Source organism: Actinomadura sp. 9N407, assembly GCF_044326315.1.
Taxonomy (GTDB): Bacteria; Actinomycetota; Actinomycetes; order Streptosporangiales; family Streptosporangiaceae; genus Spirillospora.
In genome coordinates this window covers 1-14,574 of the sequence record NZ_JBIRAW010000019.1, presented here as the reverse complement: position 1 = coordinate 14,574, position 14,574 = coordinate 1, and the positions used below count along the sequence as shown (strand labels likewise).

Here is a 14,574-nt window from a genome sequence, read left to right as displayed (position 1 = left end):
GAGCATGACGAGCACCGTTTCCGTCCCGGACGGCGACTTCGCCCTGCACGTCTGGACGCCGGAGAGCGGGAGCGGTCCCGGGATCCTGCTGATCCACGAGGTCTACGGGGTGGGCGAGTACATCCGTTCCGTGGCTGAGGACCTGACCGCCTTGGGGTACGTGGTGGCGGCGCCGGATCTGTTCTGGCGGATCCGTCCCGGGTGGGCCGCTTCCCATGACGAGGAGGGGCTGCAGCGGTCGCTTGAGCTCGCGTCCGGATTCGACCCCGTGAAGGGGCTTGAGGACCTGGAGGCCTCGCTTGAACGGTTGCGGGCCGAAAGTAGTGGGACGGTCGGTGTTCTGGGCTTTTGCCTAGGGGGCTCGCTTGCGTACGGGCTAGGCGCGCGTGCCGAGGGGGTCTCCGCTGTGGTGTCGTTCTACGGTTCGGCCGTACATGACCAGCTGGACTTGCTCGACCGGATCGATTGCCCGCTCCAGTTCCACTACGGGGGCTCCGACCCGTACATCCCGCGTGAGCACGTCGCGGAGGTCGAACGGGCCGTCCAGGGTCGTTCCAATGTGGAGATCCACGTGGAAGAGGGCGCGGGGCACGCGTTCCACAACAGGAAGGCCCCGATGTTCCATAACCCGGAGCCTGCGGCAAGAGCGTGGAGGCTGACGGAGGCGTTCCTCGCCCGTCACCTGCCCACGAAGTAGGGCAGCGCCTCGCATTCACTCAGCCAGGAGGCGGGGACTCCCACCCGGGCGGCCACGATGCCCCCGACGATGGCGCACGTGGTGTCGATGTCGCCTCCGGCTGCCGCGGTGGTCCAGAAGGCCTGCTCGTAGTCGTCCAGGTGCTGGGCCGCGGCCCACATCGTGAACGGGACCGTGTCGTGGGCGGCGACCCGGCTGCCGTTGCCCAGGACCGACGCCGCTGTGGAAGGGGAACGTACGGTCAGCAGTCGTCTGGCCTCTTCGATCCCGTCGCGCACCTTGCTTTTCGGTACGTGCCGTAGGACCTCGTCGATGAAGACACCGGGAGCGAGCCGTTCGGTGTGGGAGGCGGCAAGCGCGGTGGCCACGGCCACGGCGATCGTGCCTGCCACGGCTTCGGGGTGCGGATGCGTTACGGCGGCCGACAGTTCGGCTTGGCGGACGGCCTCGGAGAGGTCGTCGGCGTACCAGGCTCCTAGCGGTGCCACACGCATCGCCGCACCGTTCCCCCAGGAGCCTTGGCCGTCGAACGGTTCGCGCGCGAGGACGCGCCAGTCACCGCCCTCCCGTACGAGGCGCAGCAGGCGGTTGGTGGATGGCCCGTACCCGCGGTCGAAGTCGTGGTGCTCGGCGAAGCTCGCCGCTAGGGCGTCCTGGTCGATCGTTCCGTGCCGGGACAGTACGAGCAGAACGGAACAGGCCATCTCCGTGTCGTCGGTCCATTCCCAGGGCGAGGGAGGCAGGGACTGCGACTCGTAGGCGGAACGGTTGGCGGGGACGAAGAACTGCGAGCCGAGTGCGTCCCCTAGCGAGAGCCCTAGCAAGGAGGTTCGGGCACGGTCGTAAGCGGTCATCGGGCGCCATTGTTCCGGATTCAGCTTGCCGCCGCCGGGACGAGGGTCTCGCGCATGCGGGCGAGTTCCCTGCGGGAGGAGACGCCGAGCTTCGGGTAGGCCTTGTAGAGGTGGTACTCGACCGTTCGCGGGCTGAGGAAGAGCTGCGAGGCGATCTCGCGGCTGCTGATGCCGTCCGCCGCGAGCCGTACGACCTGGCGCTCCTGCGGGGTGAGCCGGTCGAGTAGGTCGGGGGCCATGGCCTGTGCCCGCTCGCCACCCCCGGCTGCGCGCAGCTCGGTGCGGGCCCGTTCGGCCCAGGGCGCCGCCCGCAGCCGCTCGAACGTCTCCAGCGCCGAGCCCAGCGGCCCGCGGGCGTCGGAACGGCGGCGCGCCCGGCGCAGCCACTCGCCGTACAGCAGCTCCGTCCGCGCCTTCTCGAACGGCCGGCCGCCGCGTTCGTGCAGGCCGAGGGCCTCCTCGAACGGCCCGGCCGCCGCGTCGTCGGTGTCGGCCAGAAGCGCGCGCGAGCGCAGCGCGACGGCCAGCGCCCACGGCTGGCGGCCGGCTTCCGCCCAGGCCGCGAACTGCTCGGCCGCGGTTCGTGCCCGTTCCGGAACGCCCGCCCGGACCGCCGCCTCGACGAGGTCGGCCGCCGAGATCATGACGTCGGCCGTGCACGGGTGCCCTTGTACGGCCTCGTCCAGGCGCCGTACGGAGGCCTCGTACCGGCCGAGGCCGAGGTCGAGCAGTCCGAGCGCGCCGCCGTCCGCCGCGAGGCCGCGCAGCCGGGTCTCGTCGCCTTCGATCGCCGCGACCCGGCACAGGACGGCGCCGAGCCGCCCGGCGCGCCGCTCGACGCCGGTGTCGCGGGCGAGGCCGGCCGCCTCGGCCACGGTGGCCTCCGCGTCCTGGTGCAGGCCGGCGGCCATCTGGGCCCGGGCGAGCAGTTCCAGGAGGTTCGGGAGCGCGCCGATGAGGCCGTGGCTCCTGCGGTACGCGGCCTCGGCGGTGGCCAGGTCGAGCGCGTGCTCGTCGGCGCCGACGATCAGGCCGGCGAGGATGACCTGGACGGCCTGCACCCGGTCGTCCACGGAGCCCGCGGCGGTACGGTCCGCCCGGGCGCCGCTGACGAGCGAGGTCAGCAGCGGGAGGCCGCGCCCGAAGTCGCCCTCACTGAGCCGGGCCATTCCCTGTACGGCCTTGTCGGTGCCGGGAAGCAGCGTCGCGGCCCGGCGCAGTACGGGCGTCTCGCCGGCCATCCAGGCGTACGCGGCGGCGGTACGCAGCATGGCGTCCCGCTCCCCGGCATCCGCGCGTGCGGCGTGGTCGGCGAGCATCCGCGCCGCCGTACGCGGGTCACCGCGCTCGAACTCGACCGCCGCGCGGAGCCGGGCCAGCCCGGCCCGCTCGGCCGGGTCGTCGGTGATCTGCTCGGCGATACCGGCCAGTTCCTCGGCGCCCTCGACCTCGCCGGCCTGCAGCATCGCGGTCGCCGCCGTGCTCAGCCTGCGGGCCCGGCCGGCGGTCTCGGGGGTGAGGTCGGCGGCCTGCCGGTAGAGCCGTGCGGCGGTGCCGTATCCGGTACGGGCGCGGGCCCGTTCCGCCGCGCGTTCCAGCTCGGCCGCGACCGCCTCGTCGGGTGCGGTCGCGGCGGACGCGAGGTGCCGGACGCGGCAGTTGGCGTCATCGGCGGTCGCCGCCAGCTCGCGGTGCACCTCCAGCCGCTGGGACACGACCGCGCCCTGGTACGCGGCGGCGCGGATCAGCGGATGGCGGAACCGGATCACGGGCGGGTTCACCTCCATCAGCCCGGCTCGTTCGGCCTCCTCCAGATCGGCGAGGCCGACCCCGAGCGCCCGGGCGGCGGCGAGCGCGCTGGGCAGGTAGCCGCGCCCCTCGGCCGCCGCGATCAGCATCATCAGCCGGGTCCGTTCCGGCAGCCGGGCGATCTGGTCGCGGAACGCGGCGGTCACCCGGTCCGCGAGCGGCGGCGGCGCGGTCTGGCCGCCGGGCCGCCACGTCCAGGACGAACCGTGCCAGGACGCGCCCAGCTCGAGCAGCGCGAGCGGGTTGCCCGCCGACTCCTTGACGATCTGCTCCCGGAGCAGGGGCGGGATGCCGTCGTGCGCCGCGAGCAGCCGTTCGGCGTCGGCGTCGCCGAGCCGCCGCAGGGGGAGTTCCTCCAGGCCGCCGCCGTTGAACCCCTCCTCCCGGGCGGCGAACAGCATCACCACGCCCTCGGCCGCGAGCCGCCGCGCGGCGAACAGCAGCGCCTCGCTGGTGGCGGTGTCGATCCACTGCGCGTCGTCGATGAGGCAGAGCACCGGGCCGGACTCGGCGAGGTCGGCCAGCAGGGTGAGGACGGCCAGCCCCGCCATGAACCGGTCCTGCCCGCCGGTCGCGGGGATGTTGAGGCCGAGCGCGCCGCACAACGCGGCCGACTGCGGGCCGGGCAGGGACTCCAGCCGGTCCCGTACGGGCCACAGCAGCTGGTGGAGGCTCGCGAACGCGAGATTGGACTCGGCCTCGAAGCCGGTCGCCCGCAGCAGCCTCGCTTCGGTGCCAGAGCCGTCGGAGTCTTCGGGCGAGAACCGGCCGACGGCCCAGTCCAGCAGCGCGGACTTGCCGATGCCGGTCTCACCGCGCACCACCAGCGCATGGCTCCGCCGTTGCTCGCGCGCCTCGGTGATCAGCCGCGCGATCCGACCCTGTTCCGCTTCCCGCCCGTAGAGCACCTCTCAAAACTACGTGGCCGAGTACCGAAACCTTACGGATTCGGGGGCGATGTCCTCGCTCCTAACGTCGGGAGCGGCACGAACAGATGATGACGATCTAGGGAGCAGCACGATGAACGAGCTCTTCGAGCCGGTGACCGTCGGGAAGCTGGAGCTGGACAACCGGGTCTTCATGTCCCCGATGACCCGCAGCCGCGCGTACGAGGCGGGCCGGGTGACCGAGCTGAACGCCGAGTACTACGCGCAGCGCGCCGGCGCCGGCCTGATCGTCACCGAGGGGATCCAGCCGAGCGTGATCGGGCAGGGGTACGTGTGGACGCCGGGACTGCACTCGGGCGATCAGGTGGACGCGTGGCGCGTGGTGACCGACGCGGTGCACGCCCGCGGCGGCCGGATCTTCGCTCAGCTGATGCACTCGGGACGAGTGGGCCACCCGTCCCTCTACCCGGACGGGGCGCTGCCGCTGGGGCCGTCACCGATCGCCACCGGCGAGCAGATGTTCAGCCCGGACGGCATGCTCGACCACCCGGTGCCCCGCGAGATGACGCTGGACGACATCGCCCGTACGGTCGAGGACTTCGCGACCGCGGCCCGCAACGCGGTCGAGGCCGGTTTCGACGGGGTGGAGATCCACGGCGCGAACGGCTACCTGATCACGCAGTTCCTGGCGGACGGCAGCAACAAGCGGACCGACGCGTACGGCGGTTCCATCCCCAACCGGATCCGGCTCGGCGTGGAGATCGCGCGGGCCGTGAGCGAGGCCATCGGCCCGGAGCGGACCGGCTTCCGCATCTCACCCGGAACCACCGCCAACGGGGTGTCCGAGAGCGACCCGGCGGACCTCTATCCGGCTCTCGTACGGGCGCTCGGGCCGCTGGACCTGGCCTACCTGCACGTGATGGAGCTGGGGGACCGGGAGCTCACCCGGCGGCTGCGGGCGGAATGGCCCGGGACGCTGGTGCTCAACCCGCATCCGGCGGCGGACGCGTTCCCGTCCCGTCCCGAGTACGGTGCCGACGCCCTGCGTGAGGGCCTGGCCGACGCGGTCACGTTCGCGGAACTGTGGCTCGCCAACCCCGACCTGCCCGCCCGCATCAAGGCCGGCGGCCCGTACAACGAGGCCGACCCGAGCACCTTCTTCGGGGGCGACCACCGCGGTTTCACCGACTACCCGGCCCTGGATGGCTGACCCGGGCGGCCACACCCTGAGGAACGCACTCGCCGTGGGCCCCGGTTCAGATGCCGGGACCCACGGCGAGACACGCGGGGGGTTCAGGGGTGTTTCAGGGAGCGTTCAGGCACTCAGCGGCCCAAGGGCCCAGTGGCTCGGGGCCCAGTGGTTCGAGGACTCAGTGGTTCAGAGGCCCGGGCGGACGCCGCCGCTGAAGTTGCTCTTGTAGTACTTCGTCAGCTTGATCTTCTTGACCTTCTTGCCCGAGCTGGGGGCGTGGATCATGTAGCCCTTGCCGACGTAGACGCCCATGTGGCTCTTGCCGGAGTAGAAGAAGAGCAGGTCGCCCTTGACGGCGCCCTTCCAGGACACCTTCTTCTTCACCTTCTTGTAGATCTGCGTGGTCGTGCGCGGCAGCTTGACGCCCGCCTTGCGCCACGACCCGCCGGCCAGACCCGAGCAGTCCCACGAGCCGGGGCCGGTGGCGCCGTAGCGGTACGGGTCACCGATCTGCTTGTAGGCGTACGCCACGGCCTTGGCCGCGCGCTGCTTCTGCTTGCTCGACGCCGTGGCGGCCTTGGCCTGCGCGCTCGCCAGCGTCACCTGCTGGGGAACTGCGGCCGCCTGCGGCGCGGTGGCCGCCTGCACCGGTCCGGCCGCCAGGAGCGTGGCTCCGAGTGCGGCCGTCGCGCTGAGCACGATGCCACCGGTGAACGACATGGAGGGAACTGTGGTCTTCCGGGGGTTACGGGACGTACTCAGGGTGGCTCCTGACCTTGGGGCTGGGGACCTACCGGGCAGCCCGCACCGCAGGCGGGGGAAACCGCTTGGGGATGAAGGGGCTGCGGCGCGTACCGGCACGGCGATGCCCGGGGTCGGGTCTCATCGGGATGTGCCGGCTGCGCTCTCCGGCTCCGTGCTTCGTGTCTGCACGGACGCGGCGGCCGATCGCGCGGGATCCGGGATCTCGAGATCCCGGGATCTTCGGCGGCGGAACGTCAGGGGACCGCGGCCGCGGATCGGCATGAGTGTTCTGTTGTCTGAGCGGCCTCTGTGCCGCGACGGAACGGCTTGAACGTAGCCATGGATCTCAAGTGCAGGCAAATCCCAGGTAGATCGATTAAGGGTGGACAGCTGTCCGGGACGGCGTCCCACCACGCCTCCCACCTGGGTTTTCGCGCCGAGCGGCACAGGAATAGTGAGCTGAGTCACTATTGGGAACGCGCGGCTTTAACGGCCGCCTTATGGGCCTTCCGAGTGTCTAACGAGTGCCTTCGGAAGGCCCTCAGAGCTCTTCCGGCGACCCGTGCGAGACCATGATCGGCGCAATCCGGTCTTGACCGCCTGTCATTGAGTGGACACATATTCGATTTGATCATTTACCGGTTTGTGATGATCGCCACACTGAACGGGTGAACCCTTACCGCTTTTCGCCTTCGCCTCGCCGCCCCTTTCCGGTCGGGAAGGAAGCGCTTCGTTCCGTAGCGTGCGGTAACCGGATCGGGGCCGGGGGTTGACAGGAGGTGATGGGCGTTCTGGTATGCGAATGAGTTTCATATCGCTCCTGGAGGGAGACCCCGTGTTCGGCAGGGTCGGTCGTCCGCGCAGCCCCCACGCACTGTCCGTTCTCCTCCTGTCCGCCGCGACCGCGCTGGCGGTCGTCTCGTTCCCCGCACCGGCCGCCGCCTCGCCGCCGACCGCCTCGCCACCGGCCGCCGCGACGGCGGCAACGCTCGCACCGGCGGCGGCGCCGGGCGTGGCCAAGTTCCCCGCGGACTTCCTGTGGGGCGTCTCCACGAGCGGCTTCCAGTCGGAAGGCTCGTTTCCTGACAGCAACTGGACCCGGTACGTCAAGAACAAGGCGGCCGGGGTCAAGGACCCGTACAACGACTCGGTGGATTTCCGGCACCGCTACCCCGGCGACATCGGGCGGGCCCGCGACCTCGGCGTGAACGTCTTCCGCACCTCGCTCGAATGGTCGCGGATCGAGCCGCGACGCGGCGTACGGGACGAGCGCGAGCTGGCCTACTACGACGACCTCGTCCGCCGGATCAAGGCCGCCGGCATGCGCCCGATGCTCACCCTCGACCACTGGGTCTACCCGGGCTGGGTGGCCGATCAGGGTGCCTGGGACAACGCCCGTACGTCGTCGGACTGGCTGCGGTACGCGCGCTTCATGGTCGAGCGCTACCGCGGGCAGGGCGTCATGTGGATCACGTTCAACGAGGCGAGCCAGTACATCTACCACGAGATGCTGTCCCGGCCGATGCATCTGGGCCAGATGTTCACGATGCGGGACGCGCTGATCAGGACCCATCGCGCCGCGTACGACATGATCCACCGGGTCGATCCGGGCGCGCCGGTGTCGAGCAACGTGGCGTACGGCTCGATCCTCAACGGGGTCTTCGACGCCGCGCTGTTCAACGAGGTCACCGACAAGCTCGACTTCATCGGGGTCGACTACTACTACGGCGCGAGCCTGGACAACCCGTCCGCGATCAACGCGATCGGCGGCGAGTACTGGAAGATCGACCCCTCGCCGGACGGCCTCTACCACGTCCTGAAGAACTACCAGCGGCGGCTGCCCCACCTGCCGCTCTACATCGTCGAGAACGGCATGCCGACCGATGGCGGCAAGGCGCGTCCCGACGGCTACCGGCGTACCGACCACCTGCGCGACCACCTCTACTGGGTGCAGCGGGCCATCGCCGACGGTGTGAAGGTGATCGGCTACAACCACTGGAGCCTCACCGACAACTACGAGTGGGGCAGCTACCGTCCCCGCTTCGGGCTCTACACGGTGGACGTCCTGAACGACCCGTCCCTGACCCGCAAGCCGACCGACGCCGTCGCCGCGTACCGCGCCCTCATCGCCAACCGCGGCGTCCCGTCCGGGTACGTACCGGTGCGCAAGCCCGCGTGGTGCTCCATCGAGGACCCGATCGCCACCTGCTTCGGTACGACCCCCGCTCCGCCCGCCCCGTACAGAGCAGTGCCTTGACCGCAGGGCCCTGAGACGCGCAGAAACTCCCACCTCGCCACCCTGGAATGAAAATCGTTTTCGTGCGAGCCTTGATCCGGATCCGGAGCAGCCCTGATCCGGACCGACGGTGAGAGGGGAGAACGGCCATGTCATTGACGGTCGACGACCGGCTGCTGGAGCGGGCGCGCCAGGGGGAGGTGGACGACGCCGCGTTCGTGGCGTGCGTGCGCGACTCGCTGCCGTACGCCTGGCAGGTCATCGGCGACGTCGTCGGGCGGATGCGCGCGTCCGGCGAGGGCTTCGCCGACAACCAGGTGCCGCCGCCCGACGAGAAGGCCCGCGGCGAGCTGCTGCGCGCCCTGGCCAGCGACGCGATGCGGGGTGCACTGGAGCGCCACTTCGGTGTGCGGCTGGCGTTCCAGAACTGTCACCGCGTCGCGGCGTTCGCGCCGGGGGCCGGTACCGCCGGCCGGTACGCCACGTTCGTGTCGCCACGCGCGCAGCTCCTCAACCAGTCCCCGGAGTTCCTGGACTGCTAGCCCGTCCGACAACGTCGACTCGTGGCGTGTTCGCCCTCTGACGAGCACCGATGGGCGAACACGCCACGAGTCGACCGAGACCCGGCCTTCGGGGCGGGCATGACCTCTGGATCTGCGGGTACCGCCACGGGACACCAACGAACCAGGGGAACGTGTGGAGGAAGTGCACGCTGAGGCGGCCCGGACCTCCGGATCGGGCTCGGGCTCGGGTTCCGGTACGGGCCAGGCCGAAGAGGGGCTGCTGTCGAGCCTGAAGCGGACCGCCGCCGCCCTGGAGCAGGCCGGCATCGAGTTCGCGCTGGCGGGCGGGTTCGCCGCGTACGTGCACGGGGCGGCGGTCTCCACGCACGACGTGGACTTCGTCCTGCGCGAGCGCGATGTCGAACCGGCGCTGGAGGCGCTGGGCCTGGCGGGCATGCGGCGGCACGAGGCACCGGAGAACTGGCTGGCCAAGGTCTACGACGGCGAGCAGCTGATCGACCTGATCTACGAGCCCTCCGGCCGCCCGGTGGACGGCGCGCTGCTGGGCCGGGCCGAGAAGCTGTCGGTCGCGGCGGTGCTGATGCCGGTGCTGACCGCCACCGATCTGGTGATCATGCGGACCCTGGCGTTCAGCGAGACCTCCTGCGACTTCGGCGGCTTCCTGCACGTGTGCCGCGCGCTGCGCGAGCAGGTCGACTGGCCGCACGTCGCCAAGGAGACCGAGCACTCCCCGTACGCCTACGCGTTCCTCGTCCTGCTGGACAGGCTCGGCGTCATCGAAGGGAGTTTCCTGTGACCGACCAACCTGGAACAGGCCGCGCCCCCGGCTCCGGGGCCGGCGGATCCGGGCACGACCCCGCCTCCGGGCACGACCCCGCCTCCGGCCACGACCCCGCGGCCGGCGGATCCGGGCAGTCCGAATATCTGGCCGCGCACATCCAGGAGAAGCTCGCGGGCAGCGTCCACGAGCTGGGCATCCGGGTGGACGTCCGGGGCGACACGGTCTACCTGCGCGGCCAGGTGATGACCGAGGAGCGGCGCCGCGAGCTCGAGGCGGCCGCGCACGGCGCCGCCGAGGGCCGCCGGATCCGCAACGAGGTGTCCGTGGTCCCGGTACGGGAGCCGGACGGGGAGGAGACGCTGTCATGATCCGTGTGGCCGCGGTCGGTGATCTGCATGTGGGCCCCGAAGTCGCCGGTACGTACCGCGAACGGCTCGGACACCTGGCGGGGAACGCCGACGTGTTCCTGGTCGCCGGGGACCTGACCCGGCACGGGACGGTCGAGGAGGGCCGGGTCGCGGCGGGCGAGCTGCGGGATCTCGGCGTCCCGGTGATCACGGTGCTGGGCAACCACGACTACCACTCGGACGCGCAGGACGAGATCACCGCCGTGCTCCAGGACGCGGGGATCACCGTTCTGGAGGGCGACGGGACCGTCATCGACTGCCACGGGGTCCGGCTCGGGGTGGCGGGCGGCAAGGGTTTCGGCGGCGGCTTTCCCGGTAAGTGCGCCAGCGACTTCGGCGAGCCGGAGATGAAGGCGTTCGTCGAGACCACCAAGGACTTCGCGGGGAAGCTCGGCTGCGCGCTGCTCGGCCTGGACGCCGACGTACGGATCGCGCTGACGCACTACGCGCCGGTGGAGGACACGCTCGAGGGGGAGCCGCCGGAGATCTTCCCGTTCCTGGGCAGCTACCTGATCGCCGAGGCGATCGACGCCGCGGACGTCACGCTGGCGATCCACGGCCACGCGCACAAGGGCACCGAGAAGGGCGAGACACCGGGCGGTGTACGGGTCCGCAACGTCGCGCTGCCGGTGATCCGGCAGGCGTACGCCATGTACCGCGTCGACGTCCACGGCTTCGAGGAGCGGACGGCCTCCCCGCTGGCCTCGGGAGCGGCGGCGCGCTGAGGCGGGGATCCGGACGGCGCGCTCGGGGAGGCGCGCGGTGGGGGGTGAACGGCCACGGGATCGCGGCGATAGGAGGGGCGTGATCCCGTGGCCGCTCACCCGGAGCGGCGGAGCAGGCCGAGAACGGCCTGCTCCGCCGGTCCCTGGGTCGCCAGCTCGCCGGTCCCGGTGTCCACTCCGAGCTCGGTCAGCGCCGGCACGATCGTCTCGCCCCGCTCGTACAGGTCGATGATCCGCGGGTCGATATAGGAGGCGCGCGCCACGGCGGGGGTGTTACCGAGGTACCCGGCCACTTCCTGGACGACCCGCGTGACCGCCTTGGCGCGCCGCCGCTCGCCGTCGCCGGCCCGGGGCACCGACACCGCCAGCCCGACGGCGGCCAGCACGGTGGCGTGCCAGGTACGGAAGTCCTTGGCGGTGAAGTCGCCGCCGGTGACCTCGCGGATGTAGTCGTTGATGTCGGACGTCGTCACGTCGTGCCAGCCGTCCGGTGTCCGGTACGCCAGCAGTTCGGGGCCGTCGTCCCGGCGGCGCTTGAGGCCGTTGACGACCCGGCGGACCTCCTCCTCGGCCACCGCCTGGTGCCGTTCCTTGGCGCCCTTGGCCGGGTAGTCGAAGATCACCTCGTCGCGGCGGCAGCGGACATGCTCGCGCAGCACGGTGGCCAGCCCGAACGTCCCGTTGCCCGCCGCGTACTCCTCGCCGCCGACCCGGAAGAAGCCCAGGTCGATGAGCCGTACGGCGGCGGCCAGGACCCGTTCCCGGGTGTAGCCGCGCCCGGCCAGATCGGCGGTGAGGCGGTCCCGTACGTCCGGCAGCCGCTCGGCCAGCTCCAGGACCCGGTCGTGCTTCTCGCGGTCGCGCTGCTCGCGCCACTCCTCGTGGTAGAGGTACTGGCGTCGGCCCGCCGCGTCGGTGCCCATCGCCTGGATGTGGCCGTCATGGTCCGGGCAGATCCACACGTCCTTCCAGGCGGGCGGGATGACGAGCGCCTTGATCCTGGCCAGCTGCGCCGCGTCGTCCAGCGCGCCCCCGTCCAGGCCGAGGTAGCGGAACCCGCGGCCGCAGCGGCGCCGGCCGAGGCCCGGTTCCTCGGGATCGCTGCGCCGCAACGTCATCACCGGTTCAGCCCGGATGGATCTCCCCGCCCGCCGGGACGAGGGTCTGGCCGCTGTAGTAGGAGGACATCCGGTCGGAGGCGAAGAAGACGTACGACGGCGCGATCTCGTCGGGCTGCCCGGCGCGTCCCATCGGGGACTGCTTCCCGAAGCCCTCCACCTTGTCCTCGCCGAGCGTGGCCGGGATCAGCGGCGTCCAGACCGGGCCGGGCGCCACGCAGTTGACCCGGATCTCCTCGTCCATCAGGTTCTGTGCCAGCGACTGCGCGAGCACCATGGCGGCGCCCTTGCTGGCCGAGTAGTCGATCAGGGTCTTGTTGCCGCGCAGCCCGTTGATCGATCCGGTGATCACGATGGACGAGCCCTGGCCCAGATGGTCCAGGGCCTCCTGGACGATCCAGAACAGCGCCAGCACGTTCACGTCGAAGGTGCGCCGCAGCTGCGCGCCGTCGATCTCGCGGAGGTCCTTGACGGGCTCCTGCGTGCCGTGGTGCAGCACCAGCACGTCCAGCCCGCCGAGATCGCGGGCCGCGTGCTGGACGACCTCGCGCGCGTGCCGTTCCTCGGCCAGGTCGCCGCCCAGGGTGACGCAGCGGCGCCCCTCCCGTTCGACCAGGCCCGCCGTGTGCCGCGCGTCGTCGTCCTCGCTGAGGTAGGTGAGCGCGACGTCGGCGCCCTCCTTGGCGAACGCCACCGACACCGCCCGGCCGATCCCCGAGTCGCCGCCGGTGACGAGCGCGCGCTTGCCGGCCAGCAGCCCGCGGCCCTCGTACCCGCGCATCTCGTCCTGCGGCTCGGGAGCCATATCGGCCGTACGCCCTGGGTAGGGCTGGCTCTGTGCGGGTGGTTCGGTCATCTCTTCCCCCCAGTGCCTGCGCGTTCTCCGAACGCGCATGCCCGGGAGGCGAGGGGGCAAACGCGACCCGTATCGTAACCACTGGGTAACATCATCCCGAACCACATTCGGTCCCTCACGTAAGGTGCTGCTTATGGACCTGAACGGAGTATCCGCCGTCGTTTCCGGTGGAGCCAGCGGTCTCGGTGAGGCCACCGTCCGCGCCCTGGCCGCCGATGGCGCCAAGGTCGTGGTCGCCGACCTCAACGAGGACAAGGGCAAGGCCCTGGCCGACGAGATCGGCGGCGTCTTCATCAAGACCGACGTCAGCGACGAGGCCCAGGTGCAGGCCGCGGTCCAGGCCGCCGTCGACACCGGCGCGCCGCTGCGCGTCATCGTCAACAGCGCCGGCATCGGCTGGGCGTCCCGTACCGTCGGCCGCGACGGCACCCCGCACGATCTCGGCGCGTTCGAGACCGTGATCCGGGTCAACCTCATCGGCACCTTCAACCTGATGCGGATCGGCGCCTCGGCCATCTCCAAGACCGAGCCCGCCGACGCCGACGGGCTGCGCGGAGTGGTGATCAACACCGCTTCCGTCGCGGCGCTCGAAGGCCAGACCGGCCAGATCGCCTACTCCGCCTCCAAGGGCGGCATCGTGGGCATGACGCTGCCGGCCGCCCGCGACCTCGCCGCCATCGGCGTGCGGGTCAACACCATCTGCCCGGGCATCATCGACACCCCCATCTACGGCGAGGGCGAGGCCGCCGACGCGTTCAAGGCCAAGCTGGCCGCGCCGGTGCCGTTCCCCAAGCGGATGGGGACCGCCGCGGAGTTCGCCCACCTGGCGAAGGCCCTGATCGAGAACGACTACATGAACGGCGAGACCGTCCGGTTCGACGGCGGCATCCGTTTCCAGCCGAAGTGAGGCGCTGAATGTCCGAAGCTGTTCTCACTGAAGAAGACGGTGCCGTCCTCGTCATCACCATCAACCGTCCTGAGGCCAAGAACGCCGTCAACGGCGCCGTGGCCCAGGGCATCGCGGCGGCGCTGGACGAGCTCGACTCCCGCAAGGACCTGTCGATCGGCGTCCTGACCGGCGCCGGCGGCACGTTCTGTGCCGGCATGGACCTCAAGGGCTTCCTCACGGGCGACAACCCGACCGTGGAAGGCCGCGGGTTCGCCGGCATCACCGAGCGTCCGGCGGACAAGCCGCTCATCGCCGCGGTCGAGGGCTACGCCCTCGCCGGCGGCTGCGAGGTGGCGCTGAGCTGCGACATGGTGGTGGCCTCGCGGGACGCCCAGTTCGGGCTGCCCGAGCCCAAGCGCGGGCTGGTCGCCGGGGCCGGCGGCCTGTTCCGCCTGCCGCAGCGGATCCCGTTCCACATCGCCATGGAGATGGCTCTCACCGGCGACAAGTACCCGGCGGAGCGGATGGCGGAGCTCGGCTTCGTCAACCGTCTCACCGAGCCCGGCCAGTCGCTGGCCGGGGCCAAGGAGCTGGCCCTCAAGGTCGCCGAGAACGCCCCGCTGGCGCTCGCGGCCACCAAGAAGGTCATCGTCGAGGCCCCGGACTGGAGCTACGCCGAGCGCTGGTCGAAGCAGGGCGAGATCATCATCCCCGTCTTCGGCTCCAAGGACGCCCAGGAGGGCCCGGCCGCCTTCGCCGAGAAGCGCAAGCCGGTCTGGAAGGGCGAGTAGCACCGCCCTTTCTCACGTTGACTCGTGGCGTGTTCGCCCGGTTTCCCCCGCGGGGGGGCGTACA

The 14,574-nt window shown here is 71.1% G+C and carries 14 protein-coding genes; 9 read left to right on the top strand and 5 right to left on the bottom strand.

Annotation, left to right across the window (positions count from 1 at the left end):
• Positions 1-4 precede the first annotated feature (4 nt).
• Complete coding sequence (locus tag ACH34Q_RS27165; protein ID WP_395985901.1) at positions 5-697, top strand: dienelactone hydrolase family protein; 693 nt, start codon at positions 5-7, stop codon at positions 695-697.
• On the opposite strand, the gene ACH34Q_RS27160 is transcribed toward ACH34Q_RS27165, so the two are convergent.
• Positions 679-1,551 carry an ADP-ribosylglycohydrolase family protein gene (locus tag ACH34Q_RS27160; protein ID WP_395985900.1) on the bottom strand — a complete coding sequence of 291 codons (873 nt, stop codon included), beginning with the start codon at positions 1,549-1,551 and terminating at the stop codon, positions 679-681. The genes ACH34Q_RS27165 and ACH34Q_RS27160 overlap by 19 nt on opposite strands.
• A gap of 20 nt (positions 1,552-1,571) precedes the next feature.
• Positions 1,572-4,268 (bottom strand): ATP-binding protein, encoded by a 2,697-nt coding sequence (locus ACH34Q_RS27155; protein WP_395985899.1) that lies wholly within the window; start codon positions 4,266-4,268, stop codon positions 1,572-1,574.
• Positions 4,269-4,380: 112 nt separating this feature from the next.
• On the opposite strand from ACH34Q_RS27155, the gene ACH34Q_RS27150 reads away from it, so the two are divergent.
• Positions 4,381-5,457 carry an alkene reductase gene (locus ACH34Q_RS27150; RefSeq protein ID WP_395985898.1) on the top strand — a complete coding sequence of 359 codons (1,077 nt, stop codon included), beginning with the start codon at positions 4,381-4,383 and terminating at the stop codon, positions 5,455-5,457.
• A 168-nt stretch (positions 5,458-5,625) separates the two neighbouring features.
• On the opposite strand, the gene ACH34Q_RS27145 is transcribed toward ACH34Q_RS27150, so the two are convergent.
• A complete protein-coding gene (locus tag ACH34Q_RS27145; protein ID WP_395985897.1) occupies positions 5,626-6,159 on the bottom strand; it encodes a C40 family peptidase in 534 nt (177 codons plus the stop codon).
• Positions 6,160-7,018: 859 nt separating this feature from the next.
• On the opposite strand from ACH34Q_RS27145, the gene ACH34Q_RS27140 reads away from it, so the two are divergent.
• The 5 genes from ACH34Q_RS27140 to ACH34Q_RS27120 all read left to right on the top strand — a co-directional run bounded on the left by ACH34Q_RS27140 (position 7,019) and on the right by ACH34Q_RS27120 (position 10,856).
• Positions 7,019-8,440: a glycoside hydrolase family 1 protein gene (locus ACH34Q_RS27140; protein ID WP_395985896.1), complete on the top strand. Its 1,422-nt coding sequence runs from the start codon at positions 7,019-7,021 to the stop codon at positions 8,438-8,440.
• 128 nt (positions 8,441-8,568) lie between these two features.
• On the top strand, positions 8,569-8,961 hold the full coding sequence (locus ACH34Q_RS27135) for an SCO5389 family protein (protein WP_395985895.1): 393 nt from the start codon (positions 8,569-8,571) through the stop codon (positions 8,959-8,961).
• Positions 8,962-9,115: 154 nt separating this feature from the next.
• A complete protein-coding gene (locus ACH34Q_RS27130) occupies positions 9,116-9,739 on the top strand; it encodes a hypothetical protein (protein WP_395985894.1) in 624 nt (207 codons plus the stop codon).
• A complete protein-coding gene (locus ACH34Q_RS27125) occupies positions 9,736-10,092 on the top strand; it encodes a BON domain-containing protein (protein ID WP_395985893.1) in 357 nt (118 codons plus the stop codon). Before ACH34Q_RS27130 ends, ACH34Q_RS27125 begins: the two co-directional genes overlap by 4 nt.
• Positions 10,089-10,856 (top strand): metallophosphoesterase, encoded by a 768-nt coding sequence (locus ACH34Q_RS27120; RefSeq protein WP_395985892.1) that lies wholly within the window; start codon positions 10,089-10,091, stop codon positions 10,854-10,856. The genes ACH34Q_RS27125 and ACH34Q_RS27120 overlap by 4 nt, the downstream gene beginning before the upstream one ends.
• A 95-nt stretch (positions 10,857-10,951) precedes the next feature.
• Here ACH34Q_RS27120 and ACH34Q_RS27115 read toward each other — a convergent pair whose 3' ends face one another.
• The gene (locus ACH34Q_RS27115; RefSeq protein ID WP_395985891.1) at positions 10,952-11,974 is read right to left on the bottom strand and encodes a DNA topoisomerase IB; all 1,023 of its coding nucleotides are present in this window, start codon (positions 11,972-11,974) and stop codon (positions 10,952-10,954) included.
• A gap of 7 nt (positions 11,975-11,981) precedes the next feature.
• On the bottom strand, positions 11,982-12,830 hold the full coding sequence (locus ACH34Q_RS27110) for an SDR family oxidoreductase (RefSeq protein ID WP_395985890.1): 849 nt from the start codon (positions 12,828-12,830) through the stop codon (positions 11,982-11,984).
• 133 nt (positions 12,831-12,963) lie between these two features.
• Between ACH34Q_RS27110 and ACH34Q_RS27105 the strand changes: the two genes are divergently transcribed.
• Together ACH34Q_RS27105 and ACH34Q_RS27100 are read left to right on the top strand one after the other, a co-directional pair.
• Complete coding sequence (locus ACH34Q_RS27105; protein ID WP_395985889.1) at positions 12,964-13,737, top strand: SDR family NAD(P)-dependent oxidoreductase; 774 nt, start codon at positions 12,964-12,966, stop codon at positions 13,735-13,737.
• 8 nt (positions 13,738-13,745) lie between these two features.
• The gene (locus ACH34Q_RS27100; RefSeq protein ID WP_395985888.1) at positions 13,746-14,510 is read left to right on the top strand and encodes a crotonase/enoyl-CoA hydratase family protein; all 765 of its coding nucleotides are present in this window, start codon (positions 13,746-13,748) and stop codon (positions 14,508-14,510) included.
• Positions 14,511-14,574: the final 64 nt, after the last annotated feature.

What these genes read in the sequence shown, in the direction of transcription:
- ACH34Q_RS27100 (WP_395985888.1), top strand. Translation starts at nt 13,746, where the DNA reads ATGTCCGAAGCTGTTCTCACTGAAGAAGACGGTGCCGTCCTCGTCATC.
- ACH34Q_RS27105 (WP_395985889.1), top strand. Translation starts at nt 12,964, where the DNA reads ATGGACCTGAACGGAGTATCCGCCGTCGTTTCCGGTGGAGCCAGCGGT.
- ACH34Q_RS27150 (WP_395985898.1), top strand. Translation starts at nt 4,381, where the DNA reads ATGAACGAGCTCTTCGAGCCGGTGACCGTCGGGAAGCTGGAGCTGGAC.
- ACH34Q_RS27135 (WP_395985895.1), top strand. Translation starts at nt 8,569, where the DNA reads ATGTCATTGACGGTCGACGACCGGCTGCTGGAGCGGGCGCGCCAGGGG.
- ACH34Q_RS27120 (WP_395985892.1), top strand. Translation starts at nt 10,089, where the DNA reads ATGATCCGTGTGGCCGCGGTCGGTGATCTGCATGTGGGCCCCGAAGTC.
- ACH34Q_RS27145 (WP_395985897.1), bottom strand. Translation starts at nt 6,159, where the DNA reads ATGTCGTTCACCGGTGGCATCGTGCTCAGCGCGACGGCCGCACTCGGA.
- ACH34Q_RS27160 (WP_395985900.1), bottom strand. Translation starts at nt 1,551, where the DNA reads ATGACCGCTTACGACCGTGCCCGAACCTCCTTGCTAGGGCTCTCGCTA.
- ACH34Q_RS27110 (WP_395985890.1), bottom strand. Translation starts at nt 12,830, where the DNA reads ATGACCGAACCACCCGCACAGAGCCAGCCCTACCCAGGGCGTACGGCC.
- ACH34Q_RS27165 (WP_395985901.1), top strand. Translation starts at nt 5, where the DNA reads ATGACGAGCACCGTTTCCGTCCCGGACGGCGACTTCGCCCTGCACGTC.
- ACH34Q_RS27115 (WP_395985891.1), bottom strand. Translation starts at nt 11,974, where the DNA reads ATGACGTTGCGGCGCAGCGATCCCGAGGAACCGGGCCTCGGCCGGCGC.